Here is a 16,814-nt window from a genome sequence, read left to right on the forward strand (position 1 = left end):
ATACAAGTCAAAACTAAAAATTTAGTATGATCATTATTCTGTATTATTATCACTTTTACAAAAGAATAAATAACTATATTGACTGTTGCTTACAGGATTATATGAATTTAAAAACATTGACGTCAAAAATGGTTATTTATCACATATAATGTTGTAACATAGTTATAAATAAATTGACAAAATAAAAAAATTATTTACATAAAAAATTAAAATCAATGCCACTTATATCAATAGCAATCGAAAAATATAAATATCCAACCTTAGAAAACTCATATAATAAAATATTTAGTTTAACTATAAAAAGAAGAATATAAAAATCCCTCTTATTTACCGGTTAATAAAATTAGGGGAATAATGTTATAACTCAATATTAATCAACAAGTTATTTATTGAAAACGATAAACCTTACGCATGTAAAATTAAAGTAACTCTGATAGACTGATCAGAATTGAAAGAAAAATAAATATACCTAATAGATTTCGAGTTGCAGCGCGGCGGCAAGTGAACGAATCTCCAGGAGCATAGATAACGATGTGACTGGGGTGAGTAAAAGCAGCCAACAAAGCAGCAGCTTGAAAGATGAAGGGTATAAACGCTATTTTGATAAATTTATACCCGTTATCTTATTCCAAGAAAACTGTCTGTTTGCAAACGATAAGAATTACGAAAACATATAATCCAACCCATAAAGATCTTACGCTTTCACCCCCATATCCCCTAAAGAATGGTAACGTCACTTTTGCACTAAATAGCCATTTTTCAGGTAATAAAATTCTCTTTAACCTCACACCTGAAGCGATCCACTACCACATCCCTCCCAATATAACTTGTTATCCTAAAAAGGATAAATGACAATCGATAGCATCTTTTCATAACTGGAGTAAGACATGACTGATATCGCTAAGTTGTTAGGCAAAGATGCGGATAGTTTATTGCAACATCGTTGTAGTACCATTCCGAGTGAAAATCTTTATCTACCAGGCTCGGATTTTGTTGACCGCGTAATGATCGACAATAACCGACCCAATACGGTTCTGCGCTCCATGCAAACCTTGTTAAATCATGGTCGCCTTGCAGGTACGGGTTATTTGTCTATTTTGCCAGTGGATCAAGGTGTAGAACATTCTGCTGCCGCTTCTTTTGCAGCAAACCCACTCTATTTCGATCCAAAAAATATCGTTGAACTGGCTATTGAAGCCGGCTGTAACTGTGTTGCCTCTACTTATGGCGTGTTATCCGCTGTTTCTCGTCGTTATGCTCATAAGATCCCATTTCTGGTTAAACTGAACCACAATGAAGCACTGAGCTATCCCGCTCAATATGATCAAACTTTATATGCCAGTGTTGAACAAGCATTCGAGATGGGCGCTGTTGCCGTTGGAGCAACAATTTACTTTGGTTCTATTGAATCACGGCGTCAAATTGAGGAAATTTCAGCCGCCTTTAAACGGGCGCATGAATTGGGCATGGTAACGGTATTGTGGGCCTACCTACGTAATTCCGCCTTCAAAAAAGAGGGAGTAGATTATCACTCCAGTGCAGACCTCACAGGCCAGGCTAACCATTTGGCAGCCACTATCGGTGCCGATATCGTTAAACAAAAAATGGCCGAAAATAATGGCGGCTATACGGCGATTGGCTTTGGTCATACCGATAAACGTGTTTACACTAATTTGACTACCGATCATCCTATCGATCTGGTCCGTTATCAGATAGCTAACTGCTACATGGGCCGCGCCGGTATGATTAACTCAGGTGGTGCATCCGGTAATAATGATTTGAGTGACTCCGTTCGTACCGCTGTCATTAATAAACGCGCTGGCGGTATGGGGCTAATCCTCGGCCGTAAGGCGTTCAAAAAATCCATGAAAGAAGGCGTTGAGCTGATTAATGCAGTTCAAGATGTCTATCTGGATAAGCAAGTCACTATAGCCTAAATCACGCTTATCGCCGGTGATAATGAATATACCTAATAGATTTCGAGTTACAGCGCGGCGGCAAGTGAACGAATCCCCAGGAGCATAGATAACTATGTGACTGGGGTGAGTGAAAGCAGCCAACAAAGCAGCAGCTTGAAAGATGAAGGGTATAGATCGTAAGTCGCTACCAAAGCTGAGTTATACTGCCCTCACAGCATAAACACCTTACTCGTCTTGTTCATTATCACTTTCTCACCAAATCCCGAAAACGCCAATCATACTCTCACCACCACTGATGAAAATGGTGCACAGGCCCAATACCTTTTCCTACCTCTAACGAGTCCGCTTGTTCTAACGCCGTCTGGAGGTATGATTTGGCAACAGGCAGTGTTGTCTGCCAATTCGAATAACGCGGACGCAAAGCGGCCAGTGCAGCGGAGAGCGTACACCCTGTACCATGTGTATGACGAGTATTAATTCTGGGCGCGGTAAAACGCCATTCTCCCTCAACAGTAAATAGCCAATCAGGGCTTTCATGTTCTGTAAGGTGCCCGCCTTTCAGTAAAACGGCTTCGCATCCTAGCGATAATAATTCACGCCCTTGTTTTTGCATCTCCGTTTCGGTTTTTGCTACAGAGCATTTCAATATCGCTGCGGCTTCCGGCAAATTTGGGGTAATCAACGAAGCCTTCGGTAATAATCGTTCAACAACCTCGGAAACCGCTTCCGGCGCCAGCAACGGATCGCCACTTTTCGCAATCATTACCGTATCCAATACAACATAAGGAACGGAATAACGACTTATTGCGTCGGCAACAACAGCAACGTTGGCTGCATTAGATAACATGCCTATCTTAGCGCTATCAATTCTGATATCTGACAACACAGATTCAAGCTGTGCCGCAACAAAAGTAGGATCGATATCATAAACAGATTGCACACCACAGGTATTTTGCGCAACAAGCGCTGTCATTACTGTTGTGCCATAAGCACCAAGTGCAGAGAAAGTTTTTAGGTCGGCTTGAATGCCAGCACCACCACTAGGATCAGTACCAGCAATTGTCAGTGAATTGATTCTTATCATAGGTACTCCTTCCAACCAGCAAAAGAAAAGCAAGTATCAGGAAAAAGACACCTCGACTTCCCTACGCTGGCATTATCCAGATCAGGTATTACGGGTCCATCTCAGCTCAGCGAAGAGCGCCCCGAGTCAAAACAAAAACACCCTATCAGATAACTAACAGGGTGATATCGGTATATACCCGTTATCTTTCAAGTTGCCTCTTTGTTGGCTGCACTCACTCACCCCGGTCACATAGTTATCTATGCTCCCGGGGATTCGCTCCCTTGCCGTCGCGATGCATCTTGAAATCCATTGGGTATGTCATTGTTGCCAATAAAAAATCAAACAGACAACAAATTTACTTCGTCAATCCAAAATGATTGACAAAAAGAAGTTATGCTGCTGTAACGTTTGCCGCAGAAGGACCTTTCTGACCGTCCTGAATTTCAAACTCAACTTTTTGACCTTCGGCCAGAGTTTTAAAACCCTCGCTCTGAATAGCGCTGAAATGTACAAACACATCTTTGCTACCATCAGCCGGAGTAATAAAACCAAAACCTTTAGATTCGTTGAACCACTTTACAGTACCAGTGATTTTTGCCATTTTAAGAATTTCCTTTGGATCACTTAATTCTAATTCGCCGTTCGGCGCAACATAAAAACTAGAGCAAGTTGCTGCTATTAACAGAACCCTATAACAGAACCCTACCTCGTTTACCCGAACGATTTATCACATATTCTTAATATGATGGCAAGCCATTTTTTATCAGCTATGGAGCTAACGCACATATTTAAAATTCTTAACAACAATTATTGTTTAACATAGCTGCAAAAATTTGAAAATCCAAGGTTATCCTAATTAGCTTACAGTTTATCCACTCAACAAAACCCCAGATAACATAAATAACGCTAATTTATTTTGCCTATCTTATTATTGGATTTTTTATATCGCTAGTATGTCCATAGAAACCAATCCCTACAGTTTGTAGTGAAAAAAATCAACACACTTCCAATATTAGTCAACTAAAATATCAGTATTAAATATACCCAGCTAATACCTATCACATCTTAATATTAATTTTTCGTTTAACTTTTATTGAAAATAGCAAGAGTAGAATTCCTGAATTTAGATGTTTGTCATATTTTACGTGATACAGAGGATCTTCCCAATTTATGTCGTCGGGAAATTGGAGCAATAAATAATGAAGTTTGATTTAACCGCAGCCTGTACCCTATCCGCTACTCTTTTAGTCTCATCTGGGACAGTGTTTGCAACAACGGCAGATACTGCTAACAAATCATTAAAAACCACTGAATCCCACACACTGATCAGTTATGGCAACAATTCAGGCAGTTTATGGGAAAAATTCAACAATAATGTCGCTCTCACCTGGGATGAACCCAATAATGAACTTTATCTGCCGGTAATGACTTGGCATAACAGACATACCTACGATAAGGAGAAAACCGATAAATATAATGAGCGACCCTGGGGTTTCGGCTATGGTAAATATCGTTATGACGAAGACAATGATTGGCATTCCCTTTATGCAATGGCTTTTATGGATTCTCATAACCGTTTGGAACCCATCGTTGGCTATGGATTTCAGAAGATGTGGATACCCGGTGATTTAGATGGTTTCCGAATGGGAATTGGTTTCACTCTGAGCGTTACAGCTCGTCATGATTATTATTATGTCCCTATTCCACTCCCATTACCGTTATTCTCCATAGAATATGATCGGTTATCGTTTCAAGGAACGTACATTCCCGGCACATATAACAACGGTAATGTACTCTTCGCTTGGTTACGTTGGCAGTGGTAACCGGATAAAAAATACCAGGCTGCGTGACATCAGCCTGGTATTTTTATAGTGATAATCCAAGTATATGTTATCCCTGCTCCTCTGTTTTCATTTTATCACGGCGGGAATGGGACATTAAAAACCCAATCCATAACACCCCCACCCAAAATGGCATCAGGATGACTGAAATACGGATGCTATCCATCATCAAAATAATGACAAGTATAAAGGTAAGGAAAACCAGACACAGATAATTACCGAATGGATACCAAAATGCCTTAAATGACGGCTCTATCCCCTGTTTAACTTTTTCTGCCCGGAATTTTAAATGCGCCATACAGATCATGACCCAATTAATCACCAACGTTGTTACCACCAACGCCATTAATAACTCAAATGCTTTACCCGGCATCACATAATTGATCAATACGCCAATGGACGTTGCCAAAGCAGATATAACAATAGCTCTGATAGGAACACCACTCTCATTAACTCTTTTCAACATCCCAGGAGCATTGCCTTGTTTTGCTAAACCGTACAGCATTCGGCTGTTGCAATACACACCGCTGTTATAAACGGATAATGCAGCAGTCAGGACAACAATATTCAGAACGTTAGCCACCCAGAAACTATCCAGGTTGTGAAAAATCATAACAAATGGGCTTTCACCTTCAACGACATTGCCCCACGGATAAAGCGACAACAACACGGTCAGAGAACCGATATAGAAAATCAATATTCTGTATACCACCTGATTAGTGGCCTTAGGAATACTAATACGTGGATTTTCCGCTTCTGCCGCGGTAATACCCACCAGTTCCAACCCACCAAAAGAGAACATGATTACAGCCATTGCCATAATAAGGCTGGAGATCCCATTAGGCATAAAGCCGCCATGCTGCCAAAGGTTAGTAATACTGGCTTGGGGTCCGCCGTTTCCGCTGACTAACAGGTAAGCACCAAAAACAATCATACAGATAATTGCGGTCACTTTAATGATGGAAAACCAAAATTCTGTTTCACCATATAACCGGACATTAATTAAATTCACCGTATTAATTAAAACAAAGAAGACGGTTGCAGAAACCCAGGTTGGAATATCAGGCCACCAATAGTGGATGTACATTCCCACAGCCGTTAATTCAGCCATTCCGACCAGAGTAAACATCGCCCAGTAATTCCAGCCTGATAAAAACCCGGGAAAATCGCCCCAATATTTATACGCAAAATGACTAAACGACCCCGCTACAGGCTCCTCGACTACCATCTCTCCTAGCTGACGCATAATCAGAAATGCAATAAAACCTGCGATAGCGTATCCTAAAATTACGGAGGGGCCTGCCATTTTTATGGTTTGTGCGATACCGAGAAACAACCCAGTCCCAACAGACCCCCCCAAAGCAATAAGTTGAATATGCCGGTTTTTTAAACCGCGTTTAAGTGTTGACCGCTGCGATTGTCCTACCATCTTGTCCTCTTGATACAACTTCTATCTTGTTATTAGTGGGAAAACAACCGCTTCCCCTTATCTGCTTTATTCAAAGCAGACAAAACACCAGCTTTAAAGGGTGGATATTGAAGATATATGTTAGCACAGATATATGACGGGAAAATGGCTGATGAGTATCAGCAACTAATCAGAAAGGCAGATATCGAGTCACGGAACAAATACCTGAATCAAACTGTTCCCCCTGATCACAATAGCTATCCAAAGCTAACAGGTACAAGAACAGACATATTCCAAGTAATACTAAGATTGCAATGGTTTTTTTTATGTCCAATTCTATTTCCTTCAAGTTCGGTCAGAACGCAATTCGTTAAGAATAAAGTTGGAAAATGATATTTTACAACAATGAAACAAGAAAAATATTCATCCTGTGCTTTCATTGTGAAAAAACCGTACCGGCAACAGTATGCATGCTAACAATGTAATCAGAACGCATTTAAACAAATACTAACTATACCCTTCATCTTTCAAGCTGCTGCTTTGTTGGCTGCTTTCACTCACCCCAGTCACATCGTTATCTATGCTCCTGGGGATTCGTTCATTTGCCGCCGCGCTGCAACTCGAAATCTATTAGGTAGATGTGGATTCTATTCGCTATAACAAAAAAATCAATTGTCACATTCAGTTACAATTTAAATCGTTATGTCAAGGCTTTGTCATCTTTAGAAAAAGTTGTGTATACTTCCTTTCACTTTCAACCAGACCAAAATTGTTAATGCCACAGGATAATCACTTAGCACTTGTATGCGCTCTCAGCAAATGGATTGAGAATCACCTTGGCCGGGTAATCCACTTGGAAGAACTGGCAACTTACTCCGGTTACTCGCTTTGGCACATGCAGAAAATATTCAAGGAAGTCACCGGAATTTCTCTTGGTAAATATATCCGCCAGCGACGCCTGGCCGGCGCTGTTCATCTTTTAAGAAACAGCACGTTGCCTATTTTTGATATCGCCCTGGATTTCGGCTTTGGTTCTCAATCTCATTTCACTTACATGTTCCGCAAAGAGTATGGCATCACTCCCTACGATTTCCGGCAGAATCCAGAGATTGAGCTCGAAGTTAAATTACCTCTGCATTTCACTACTAGCCGTTCGTGACGCGATAACCAGAGAACAACATTGAAACGGGCAAATACCCAACAAATGCAACTGTGCTTTCCGGTGAAAGGCAATCCGGTGAAAAACAAAGAGCTTCAACCTTTGTGTTCCGACCTTTTATTTGATGCCAGATACAATACTTCCCTTAACAAGGCTCTCTGGGTTTCATGGTTAGATGGACAGAGAGCTCTGTCGAATTTTTTAACGGCACTTGGCTTCCGTTAATATGAATTTGAAAAAACGGACAAACCTGATGCCAGTACCTTTGATATTTCATCCCTAATATTTTGATTCAATGGGTATCATCTAGTTTTCGTCGCTAACCAACAAACAATTGATCCTACGGTAACCATTAGCACGCCTTGCCAAAATGAAAAAGAGAGTACAGTGCTAAGAAGCAATGATGAAAAAGCCGTAGATATAATCGGCGTGAAATAAGATAGTGTAGCCAATAATGCAACATGTCCCCTGATGATCGCAACGGTCCAGGCGGCATTCGCCACCCCCATAACCGCGCCAGCAAACAATAATATGCTAACGCTACGTAGGTTTATCACCATTTCAGGAGGAGATGTGAAAAAATATTGAATCCATAATGCAAAAGCCGTCAGGATAAAAAATAACGACATGCCATTCTTACCTGCCGCCATTATTTTTGTAATGTTACAATACACCGCCCAAATAATTGCTCCCGCAAAAACCAGTCCATAGCTTAATGGGTTGCTTTGGATATTTCCTACCATCTGTCTGAGTGACCAGCCATTATCACCACTCATCACCCAACCGATCCCCAGAATAGACAATAATAAACCAGGATATAACCACCCGTTCACTTTCTGCTTATTAATAATCACTGCGAGTAAAACAGTAAAACCTGGCCATAGGTAGTTAACCATACCCAACTCAATTGCTTGAGCACGATTATTAGCAAAGCCTAATGCAAGTGATAAACAGATTTCATAACTGACAAATAACAAACTGCCAAGCCATAAATAGACTCTGGGAAAGGTGCTGATTTTTGGGAAGCCTATTAGCGGAATCAGAAAGATTGATCCAACAGTATAAATCAGTGCTGCGCCACCTACAGGCCCAAAATCTTCACTCACATTTCTTATCAACCCAACGATTGTACTCCACAATACAATCGCCAATATTCCGTACAGGGTCGCTTTGTATTGTTCTATCCTTGTTTTCACATCTATCCCCATATTTGTTCTTATTCTCGCTCTTTGTCATCCTGAATCAAATAAATCAGTACCAGAATGATAGTGACAAAAAAATGGAAAGCACTAGATACACCGTTCCACTGTTTAGACATCCACATGCCAAACCATTCGCCACCAATTGACATGAATGCCATCTGCCAAGTCAAGAACCCCAAGGTCAGACCCGCTATCGCCATCGCCTTCTTTTTATTAAAGATAGCAGCCTTAGATTTTAAATTTACCAGTAAATGAATACCGCCAATCCAACATAACACCGCCGTTAAAGTTTCTAAAGAAATAATGACAATATAACCAATGTGATGTAGCAACGGTGAATGAATTGCACGATAGGTAATAGTCGTATCTGGGAAAATGGTATCCATCATTAATACATGCTGTACAAATGCAAAATTAGTCGCATAATCTGTAATATTGCCAAAGGCAGCTAATGTCGCAAACAAAGCTATTGCAAAAATCATCAAAGTTTTAGATAAGCGAATAATCATTTGTCAAGTTCTCAAAGAATGGTTTAAGTACTAAAAAGATCATAAAGAACACAAACTATACCCTATGGATTTCAAGATGCATCGCGACGGCAAAGGAGAGAATCCCCGGGAGCATAGATAACTATGTGACCGGGATGAGCGAGTGCAGCCAACAAAGAGGCAACTTGAAAGATAACGGGTATACCATATAATTTAACAATCATCACCTTATTTCCACATATTTAATCTTAAAATTACGTTCAAAATATTCTCATCTAATATCTGATTGATATTTTTCTGTTCATACCATCATTAGATCAGTTATTATCTGATCCATTGTTATTTACCTGACTATTATTTATGGACGATTCTCCAGTTAGTGCAATAAAAAGCTATTTCAGTCAAACATTGAGTAGAAAAGATTATATTATTAGTTCTATTAAAATAGCGGTTATTTTTGGAATATTAATCTTTCTCTCTGGTTACCTAGCAGAAAACAATTATGCCGCCCATATGCAATATGAATTATCTGTGTGGCTGTACATGATCTCCATTGGCTTATGGGCAATGTGTTCCTTCGCTACGATTTACTATTTAATCATGAAAACTGCCTATAGATTCAATGATATAGGGCTATATGGCTGGTTAATCTCTATTTTTGTCTATCTGTGCAGTGTGTTACCAAACTATTTTGCCGACAAAATAATAATGTATGCACCACTTATCAGCCTAATTGGGATTATTCTTGCATTTATTCTGCCAAGAGGAAAAAATCATAATAAAGAGTAATATTTTCTCCATATCTCAAAAATTTCATTTAATCTGACTATTACTTAAGATAGTAATAGTCATTATAAAATAAAGCGACGATTATTTATATACACTGGGGATTTTATTACTTAGCCGTTACCTTACTTCTTTCGCTATAGAAATAATAATGAAAGCGACTTGGTGTTAAAACAGTGATAACAGGAAAGATATGACCAATAACTGGCGAGATAATCGGTAATGACAGGTTAAAACAAAGTGAAGATAAATCCGAAGGGTGGACCATGAAAATCTACAGAGTTGATGAGAGGAATCATGCCATAAAAATCACTCTGATAAAGTTTTTTCCATGGCACGATCTCACGCGATACGACGGCAAACTAAAATACTACAAAAAACTAAAACTACTTTTTATATTTCTCAACCAGAGCCAGAGCTATTGACTCAGTTTGTGCATCAGGATTACCACTGATGTCATCTGGTCTGAAATGCATCTGGAATGCACTGATGGTCTTACGGGTATCTTCATCAAGCACACCGGTTTGTGGAATGGTATAGCCATATTTAGCCAATGTCTTCTGGATTAATTCAACAGAAGCGCCATCATTCCATTTTCTGCCAGCCATATATTTTTCAACGGTTGCATCTTCAGGCCATGCACCGATACCTTGTTCAGCTAAACTCTTCCAAGGGAAAAGTTTGCCGGGATCATACTTTCTCAAAGGCGCGATATCACTGTGACCAACGACATTAATAGGTTCAATGCCATAACGTTGAATAATATCTTTCGCTAAACGCGTTAATAGATCGATCTGCTGCTCATTAAACGGATACCACTCTCTCTCAAGTAGCATTTCCGTAAATCCTTTATTAACAATTTCAATGCCAATCGAAGTGTCATTCAAGTCTTTCCGACCATTCCATCCACTGACGCCAGCATGCCATGCTCTCTTATCTTCAGGAACCAGTTGCAGAGCAACAGGCTTTCCTCTCACATAATTCGGTAACGATGGCAGCAAATAATGAGCACTGACACCGCCCTTAGTGAGTATACGCAAAGAATCTTTATCATCGACAGCGGTATAGTGGAACACCAAAAACCTTACTCTGTCATTTTGCCCTTGTGAAGGAAAAGAGCTATCAACTTTATAAGTGCCCCGATCTTCCAGGCTGGAACACCCCGCCAATAGCATAAATAAGCCAACCAATATGATCTTCTTCATCATTTCCCTGTCCCACCTATTAATTGAAAGAAATATAATAACACAAAGAAATCAAATGACTACAAAATAAATTTTATGTTTTGCATGATTTTTTTATAAAATAATCAGTCTTGTTCTTGACATCGAGCACAAGTAAAGATGCCTTATTCCCATAACTTAGATGGAAATAAGGCAAGAATAACAAATGAAACGTGAAAGGCTATCAGCCGCTCTGTTGTTAAAGAGTACTAACTATACTTTGTTCTAGCATTTCACTTGTGACTAGCCACTTGGTTCGATTTGGCAAGACTTGCCGTTTCTTCCCAAATACCAACTTCGACCTTTTTCTGAATTTCAGGATACTGATTAATATCAAATATCGGTAACTTACCGACACGTCTCTGTTGGTTGTAATCTTTTGCGAGTTTAAATGCGACGCCAGAAAGCAACAAAATAGCGGTCAGATTGGTAATTGCCATCAATGCCATAGACAAATCAGCCATTTTCCAAACTAAAGGCAATTCAGCTAACGCACCAAACATCACCATACCCAACACCGCCAGACGTAAGATCATTAAGCCCGCGGTATGATTACGTTCAAGGAATACGATATTGCTTTCAGCATAAGCATAATTCGCAATGATTGATGTGAATGCGAAAAAGAAGATAGCCAGTGCAATAAATTCAGATCCCCAATCACCGACAGCGGAAGACAATGCCCGCTGAGTCAATTCTATTCCACTTATTCCCGAAATATTGCCATCAAGCACACCCGATGACAGGATGATAACAGCGGTAGCACTACAGATAACTAGAGTATCCATAAAGACACCTAGCATTTGCACATAACCCTGAGATGCCGGATGAGGAGGATATGGAGAAGCAGCAGCAGCAGCATTGGGGGCTGATCCCATCCCGGCTTCATTTGAAAACAGACCGCGTTGAACACCTTGTGTCATCGCCTGTGCAACACCATAACCAACGGTTCCCGCAGCGGCTTCCTGCAAACCGAATGCACTTTTGAAAATCAATGCAAACACTTCCGGCATGCGTTCAAAGTTATGCCCGACGACCCAGAACGCCAAGATCAGATAAGCTATCGCCATAAAAGGGACAACCAACTCCGCAACCCGAGCAATAGAGCGCAAGCCGCCAAAAATAATGGCCCCACTAAGAATCACCAAACCGATGCCAACATACAAAGGATCGAAATTAAATGCGAAAGCAGCAGCCTGAACAATGGAATTTGCCTGAACAGCATTAAATACCAGACCAAAAGCAATAATAAGAAATATGGAGAACATCACGCCCATCCAGCGTACTCCAAGCCCCTTTTCCATATAGTAGGCCGGACCACCGCGGTAATTCCCCTTATCGTCTTTTGTCTTGTACAGCTGGGCAAGTGTACTCTCAATAAAAGAGGTTGCCATTCCAATCAGAGCAACCATCCACATCCAAAAAATGGCGCCAGGCCCACCAGCCGTTAAAGCGATTGCCACACCAGTAAGGTTACCGGTACCAACCCGTGCAGCCAAGCTGGTGCACAGAGCCTGGAATGATGAAATACCCGCACTGTCAGATTTTTTACTGTTTTTCAAAACTGAAAACATGTGCCCAAAATGGCGAATCTGTATAAAACCCGTACGTATAGTGAAGTAAATACCCGCCCCAAGAAGAAGATAAATCAATACGGAGCCCCAAAGGATACTGTTAAAAAAGCTAATTAGTTCCGTCAAGATATTTTTCCCCTTAAATTAGTAAACCCAGTCTGACCATAAAATCGTATCCGGCAGAATTCATTGCGCTTAATATGCCTTTATAATTAACAAGTAACACAATGCTGTATAAAAAAACACAGAGATACTGGTCAGGAAAACGCTATGAATGTAACACAAGTTTGAAATTGATGTATAATGTTTACTGACCTTTTTACATTATCCATCAGATTAAATGAATGTTTGGCGTACTGTTTTTGACTGAGAGTTAATAGATATGTCATTCAATCGACTATTGCCCGTCAGCCACTTCATACACTTTTGGCTATGTCTCCTACCTATGATTCACAACAAGCTACATATATGAAACCCATTGCTTTACTCTTTACCCACACAATCACTCACACAAGTAAAAAAAGTTCTACCAACGAACCGCTTGTTAATTAAATCAACAGCCAATTAATATCAAGAAAAAAAATTCAAAAATAAGATATTGTGATTAATTTTGTGAGCAGATTATCAGCTTTAACAAAAAGATCATCATTAATTTAGAAAATTTCGCATAGTGGCATTTATCACATAACACATTAAAAATCAAAAAGATAAAAAACTCTCTTATCGGATCACAATGAAATACCAACACATATACTCAATGTGGGAAATATCATCCCAATAGATAACATAACATGCAAAAAACTAATAAACATCTCAACCTATATCTGACATTTATCTGTAAACTTCCTCAATCACAAGAACAAATGATATTTTCCTCTTCGCTATTTGCGTTAAGTTATCATTAACATTAAAAAATTTTTAACAAATGTTCTCCACTTCTTTATTTGATTATAACGAATACATTTCTGCTTATTTTTCTATTCTCTGAATACCTTCAAATAGATATAATCGTTCCCACTATTCCATTCTCTATAAGATGATTGTCCAATATTTCCGCAAACGGATTAAAATAACAATAAAGCCGATATAATAAGATCCTTTTTTTATAAAAGATCGAGCGGTACTTTGATTACCTGCCAGATAGACTAAAACCTTTTATAAGGTTTGTAGAAAATTTGTTGAATAAGCAACAGAATTTTAAGTAAATCGGGTACACTGCAAACCAAAATCATTAGAATGATATTACCACTTTAAATTTTCCTAAGACTGGATACTACGAGCACAGATATCTTGGATAAATCCCAAAAACACAAGACTTAACTTTGACAATTCACCGTGATGGCCAGTTAGGGGCAGCTTAACCCAATTATACATAGTTAAAATCAACTTTTACTTTACATTATCTTAACATTATGTTTTAATTTCGTTAAAATATTATTTCATAATAAAACTATATTGTAAAAAATATGAAAAAACTTCTCTCATATGCAACATAAAACTGGATCTTTTATTATCTACTGCTAATATTTTCATTTGTTATCTTTTACAAAAAAAATATGTTTATGAAGTTAATATTGTATAAATATCTCACTTTTATTCTAAATGCATAATTTAAACAATATACGTTGAGGTTATGAATGATGTTAAGAAGAAAAAGGAAGAATCCCACTGATAACAATTTACCTATAAGAGTCTATCGTGGGAGATCTAAATATGAATATCACCCTCCATCAGGAGGTTCAATATCCATTTGTTGTTTAAGTTCACCATTATCTGTCGTTTGGGAGGAATATGAAAAAATTCTTAATAAGGAAAAGCAATAACTAAATAATAACATTTCAAATATTATACAGTAAGTACTTTATTTACAGTTATAAAACCAGCGGGAGAACAAACTCCCGTTAGCGGTTTTCGCCTAAATACATCAACAATAAAGATTTTTACACGCCATTAAATTAACTATCCGGTTTTAACTTCTTATATCTACATATCGCTCATCAAACCAAGCTGATCATTCGGACAAAGAAACTCAGCACAGCTCAGACCATTTCAGTATGAGCTGGAACATATCGCAACAAAAGACGATGAAAAGGAGGAAAAAGCGATAAATGAAAGAATGAGTTAGCAGTAACTTGCGATATTTTGCAAGTTACTGGATAACAGCAGCCGCCTTAAAAATATACTCTTTGAATAGCAACGCCAGCGCCGCAGCAACAATAAACCATTGGAGTCGATCAAATTTACCTTCAAGTTTATCAAAACGCTTATCTATAGATTCAAAACGCTTATCCATAACATCGAAACATTTATCAATAGATTCGAAGCGTCTATCTATTAATTCGAATCGCTTATCAATAGATTCAAAGCGTTTATCAAGTGACACAAAGTTAGCCTCAGTCTCACGGCGCAGATTATCAACACTCTCCTGAGTTGCAAGATGTTGCATATTCTGCCCTCGATGCAAGAGAGCGTTCAGTACATCGCTAGTACTAAACTCTATTTTTTTATCATCTGAGTCACTCATCCCTACCCTCCTATCAGACAAAACCAATATTAACTTTAGTATACACTCCGCCATATATGACTTGCAAAATTTTCCGTTTAATAAAACAACAATATATGCCTTTAAGCACTTGAGATTTTCCAATAAAATCATTAAGCCATAAACAGGAAAAAATGAAAGATAACTAACTGAAAATAGGGAAAAATTAGGAAATATAACGTAAAATAAATGCAGTTTTCCGCCACTATTTTTAAGAATTTTACAGCAAAAAATCCTGTAAATTCAGAAAACCCCACGGAGTATTCGCTACCGTGAAGTTTTCACAAGATGACGGATTACATATGCTGAATAATCGCGTCACCAAATTCGCTACATTTCAATAGCTTGGCGCCTTCCATCAGACGTTCGAAATCATAAGTCACGGTTTTCGCGGCAATCGCACCTTCCATACCTTTAACGATTAGATCCGCGGCTTCCGACCAACCCATATGGCGCAACATCATCTCAGCGGAAAGAATCACAGAACCTGGATTCACCTTATCCTGACCGGCATATTTAGGTGCTGTACCATGAGTGGCTTCAAACAGAGCACATTCATCACCGATGTTTGCTCCCGGAGCGATACCGATACCACCAACCTGAGCAGCCAGTGCATCAGAAATATAGTCACCATTCAGGTTCATACAGGCGATAACATCATATTCAGCAGGACGCAGCAAAATCTGTTGTAGAAACGCATCGGCGATGACATCTTTGACAATGATCTCTTTACCGTTTTTCGGATTCTTAATTTTCACCCAAGGGCCGCCATCCAACAGTTCACCGCCGAACTCTTCACGAGCAAGCTGATAACCCCAGTCTTTGAAAGCACCTTCGGTGAACTTCATAATGTTGCCTTTATGAACCAGAGTGACAGATTCACGATCATTATCAATTGCGTATTCGACGGCAGCACGAACCAAGCGTTTAGTTCCCTCCTCGGAACAGGGTTTCACACCGATACCACATTGCCGTGGGAAACGGATTTTATTTACGCCCATCTCTTCTTGCAGGAATTTGATCACTTTATCCGCTTCGACAGACCCCGCTTTCCATTCAATACCGGCGTAAATATCTTCCGCGTTTTCACGGAAAATAACCATATCGGTCAATTCAGGTTGTTTGACCGGACTTGGCGTTCCCTGGTAGTAACGAACAGGGCGAAGGCAAACATACAGATCTAATTGCTGACGCAATGCTACGTTCAGAGAACGAATACCACCGCCAACCGGCGTGGTCAGAGGACCTTTAATGGCGACGCGATATTCACGGATCAAATCCAACGTTTCATCCGGCAACCAAACATCTTTACCGTATACATGAGTCGATTTTTCACCGGTGTAGATTTCCATCCAGGAAATTTTACGCTCACCCTGATAGGCTTTCTGAACCGCTGCATCGACCACTTTCAACATTGCAGGGGTAACATCGACACCAATCCCATCCCCTTCGATATAAGGGATGACCGGGTTATTCGGAACAACCAGTTTACCTTTAGCGTCGACTGTTATTTTTTTACCTTCCACCGGAATAACTACTTTGCTTTCCATTAACCTCTCCTTTCAAGTAAGCGTAATACCTTGTTAATTTTTTGTAAGGGACGTGTCAA

The 16,814-nt window shown here is 39.4% G+C and carries 14 protein-coding genes and 1 riboswitch; of the genes, 4 read left to right on the forward strand and 10 right to left on the reverse strand.

Annotation, left to right across the window (positions count from 1 at the left end):
- The first annotated feature begins 887 nt into the window (after window positions 1-887).
- Window positions 888-1,937 carry a class I fructose-bisphosphate aldolase gene (gene fbaB / locus D3222_RS11110; protein WP_118986216.1) on the forward strand — a complete coding sequence of 350 codons (1,050 nt, stop codon included), beginning with the start codon at window positions 888-890 and terminating at the stop codon, window positions 1,935-1,937.
- A gap of 265 nt (window positions 1,938-2,202) precedes the next feature.
- On the opposite strand, the gene thiD is transcribed toward fbaB, so the two are convergent.
- Window positions 2,203-3,003, reverse strand: a complete 801-nt coding sequence (thiD, locus tag D3222_RS11120; RefSeq protein WP_198672789.1) for a bifunctional hydroxymethylpyrimidine kinase/phosphomethylpyrimidine kinase — start codon at window positions 3,001-3,003, stop codon at window positions 2,203-2,205.
- 41 nt (window positions 3,004-3,044) lie between these two features.
- Window positions 3,045-3,137: riboswitch (TPP riboswitch) on the reverse strand.
- Window positions 3,138-3,376: 239 nt separating this feature from the next.
- On the reverse strand, window positions 3,377-3,586 hold the full coding sequence (cspE, locus tag D3222_RS11125) for a transcription antiterminator/RNA stability regulator CspE (RefSeq protein ID WP_011147003.1): 210 nt from the start codon (window positions 3,584-3,586) through the stop codon (window positions 3,377-3,379).
- A gap of 598 nt (window positions 3,587-4,184) precedes the next feature.
- On the opposite strand from cspE, the gene pagP reads away from it, so the two are divergent.
- Window positions 4,185-4,808, forward strand: coding sequence for a lipid IV(A) palmitoyltransferase PagP (gene pagP / locus D3222_RS11130; protein ID WP_118986218.1), 624 nt, complete (start codon window positions 4,185-4,187; stop codon window positions 4,806-4,808).
- Window positions 4,809-4,875: 67 nt separating this feature from the next.
- Here the strand turns inward: pagP and D3222_RS11135 are convergent, their stop codons facing one another.
- Together D3222_RS11135 and D3222_RS26705 are read right to left on the reverse strand one after the other, a co-directional pair.
- Window positions 4,876-6,255: an amino acid permease gene (locus D3222_RS11135; protein WP_118986219.1), complete on the reverse strand. Its 1,380-nt coding sequence runs from the start codon at window positions 6,253-6,255 to the stop codon at window positions 4,876-4,878.
- Window positions 6,256-6,424: 169 nt separating this feature from the next.
- On the reverse strand, window positions 6,425-6,568 hold the full coding sequence (locus D3222_RS26705) for a PhoP/PhoQ regulator MgrB (RefSeq protein ID WP_112877748.1): 144 nt from the start codon (window positions 6,566-6,568) through the stop codon (window positions 6,425-6,427).
- Between the two features lie 441 nt (window positions 6,569-7,009).
- On the opposite strand from D3222_RS26705, the gene D3222_RS11145 reads away from it, so the two are divergent.
- Entirely contained in the window at window positions 7,010-7,393 is a 384-nt protein-coding gene (locus D3222_RS11145) for a helix-turn-helix domain-containing protein (RefSeq protein ID WP_118986220.1), read from the forward strand.
- A gap of 302 nt (window positions 7,394-7,695) precedes the next feature.
- Here D3222_RS11145 and yddG read toward each other — a convergent pair whose 3' ends face one another.
- On the reverse strand, window positions 7,696-8,601 hold the full coding sequence (gene yddG, locus D3222_RS11150; RefSeq protein WP_118986221.1) for an aromatic amino acid DMT transporter YddG: 906 nt from the start codon (window positions 8,599-8,601) through the stop codon (window positions 7,696-7,698).
- An 8-nt stretch (window positions 8,602-8,609) separates the two neighbouring features.
- Window positions 8,610-9,104 (reverse strand): DUF2165 family protein, encoded by a 495-nt coding sequence (locus D3222_RS11155; RefSeq protein WP_118986222.1) that lies wholly within the window; start codon window positions 9,102-9,104, stop codon window positions 8,610-8,612.
- A 339-nt stretch (window positions 9,105-9,443) separates the two neighbouring features.
- On the opposite strand from D3222_RS11155, the gene D3222_RS11160 reads away from it, so the two are divergent.
- Window positions 9,444-9,872 carry a DUF805 domain-containing protein gene (locus tag D3222_RS11160; protein ID WP_118986223.1) on the forward strand — a complete coding sequence of 143 codons (429 nt, stop codon included), beginning with the start codon at window positions 9,444-9,446 and terminating at the stop codon, window positions 9,870-9,872.
- 383 nt (window positions 9,873-10,255) lie between these two features.
- Here the strand turns inward: D3222_RS11160 and D3222_RS11165 are convergent, their stop codons facing one another.
- From D3222_RS11165 to icd, 4 genes are all read right to left on the reverse strand, one after another.
- Window positions 10,256-11,074: an N-acetylmuramoyl-L-alanine amidase gene (locus tag D3222_RS11165; RefSeq protein ID WP_118986224.1), complete on the reverse strand. Its 819-nt coding sequence runs from the start codon at window positions 11,072-11,074 to the stop codon at window positions 10,256-10,258.
- 251 nt (window positions 11,075-11,325) lie between these two features.
- Window positions 11,326-12,789, reverse strand: a complete 1,464-nt coding sequence (locus D3222_RS11170; RefSeq protein WP_118986225.1) for an alanine/glycine:cation symporter family protein — start codon at window positions 12,787-12,789, stop codon at window positions 11,326-11,328.
- 2,023 nt (window positions 12,790-14,812) lie between these two features.
- A complete protein-coding gene (locus tag D3222_RS11175; RefSeq protein WP_118986226.1) occupies window positions 14,813-15,187 on the reverse strand; it encodes a hypothetical protein in 375 nt (124 codons plus the stop codon).
- Between the two features lie 314 nt (window positions 15,188-15,501).
- Window positions 15,502-16,755: an NADP-dependent isocitrate dehydrogenase gene (icd, locus tag D3222_RS11180; protein WP_118986227.1), complete on the reverse strand. Its 1,254-nt coding sequence runs from the start codon at window positions 16,753-16,755 to the stop codon at window positions 15,502-15,504.
- Between the last annotated feature and the right edge of the window lie 59 nt (window positions 16,756-16,814).

Origin of the sequence: Photorhabdus sp. CRCIA-P01 (assembly GCF_003545805.1) — a bacterium.
Classification (GTDB): domain Bacteria; phylum Pseudomonadota; class Gammaproteobacteria; order Enterobacterales; family Enterobacteriaceae; genus Photorhabdus; species Photorhabdus antumapuensis.

Coding starts and splice junctions, on each gene's coding strand:
- D3222_RS11165 (WP_118986224.1), bottom strand. CDS start 11,074: ATGAAGAAGATCATATTGGTTGGCTTATTTATGCTATTGGCGGGGTGT.
- D3222_RS11145 (WP_118986220.1), top strand. CDS start 7,010: ATGCCACAGGATAATCACTTAGCACTTGTATGCGCTCTCAGCAAATGG.
- pagP (WP_118986218.1), top strand. CDS start 4,185: ATGAAGTTTGATTTAACCGCAGCCTGTACCCTATCCGCTACTCTTTTA.
- D3222_RS11160 (WP_118986223.1), top strand. CDS start 9,444: ATGGACGATTCTCCAGTTAGTGCAATAAAAAGCTATTTCAGTCAAACA.
- D3222_RS11175 (WP_118986226.1), bottom strand. CDS start 15,187: ATGAGTGACTCAGATGATAAAAAAATAGAGTTTAGTACTAGCGATGTA.
- thiD (WP_198672789.1), bottom strand. CDS start 3,003: ATGATAAGAATCAATTCACTGACAATTGCTGGTACTGATCCTAGTGGT.
- cspE (WP_011147003.1), bottom strand. CDS start 3,586: ATGGCAAAAATCACTGGTACTGTAAAGTGGTTCAACGAATCTAAAGGT.
- D3222_RS11135 (WP_118986219.1), bottom strand. CDS start 6,255: ATGGTAGGACAATCGCAGCGGTCAACACTTAAACGCGGTTTAAAAAAC.
- D3222_RS11155 (WP_118986222.1), bottom strand. CDS start 9,104: ATGATTATTCGCTTATCTAAAACTTTGATGATTTTTGCAATAGCTTTG.
- yddG (WP_118986221.1), bottom strand. CDS start 8,601: ATGGGGATAGATGTGAAAACAAGGATAGAACAATACAAAGCGACCCTG.
- icd (WP_118986227.1), bottom strand. CDS start 16,755: ATGGAAAGCAAAGTAGTTATTCCGGTGGAAGGTAAAAAAATAACAGTC.
- fbaB (WP_118986216.1), top strand. CDS start 888: ATGACTGATATCGCTAAGTTGTTAGGCAAAGATGCGGATAGTTTATTG.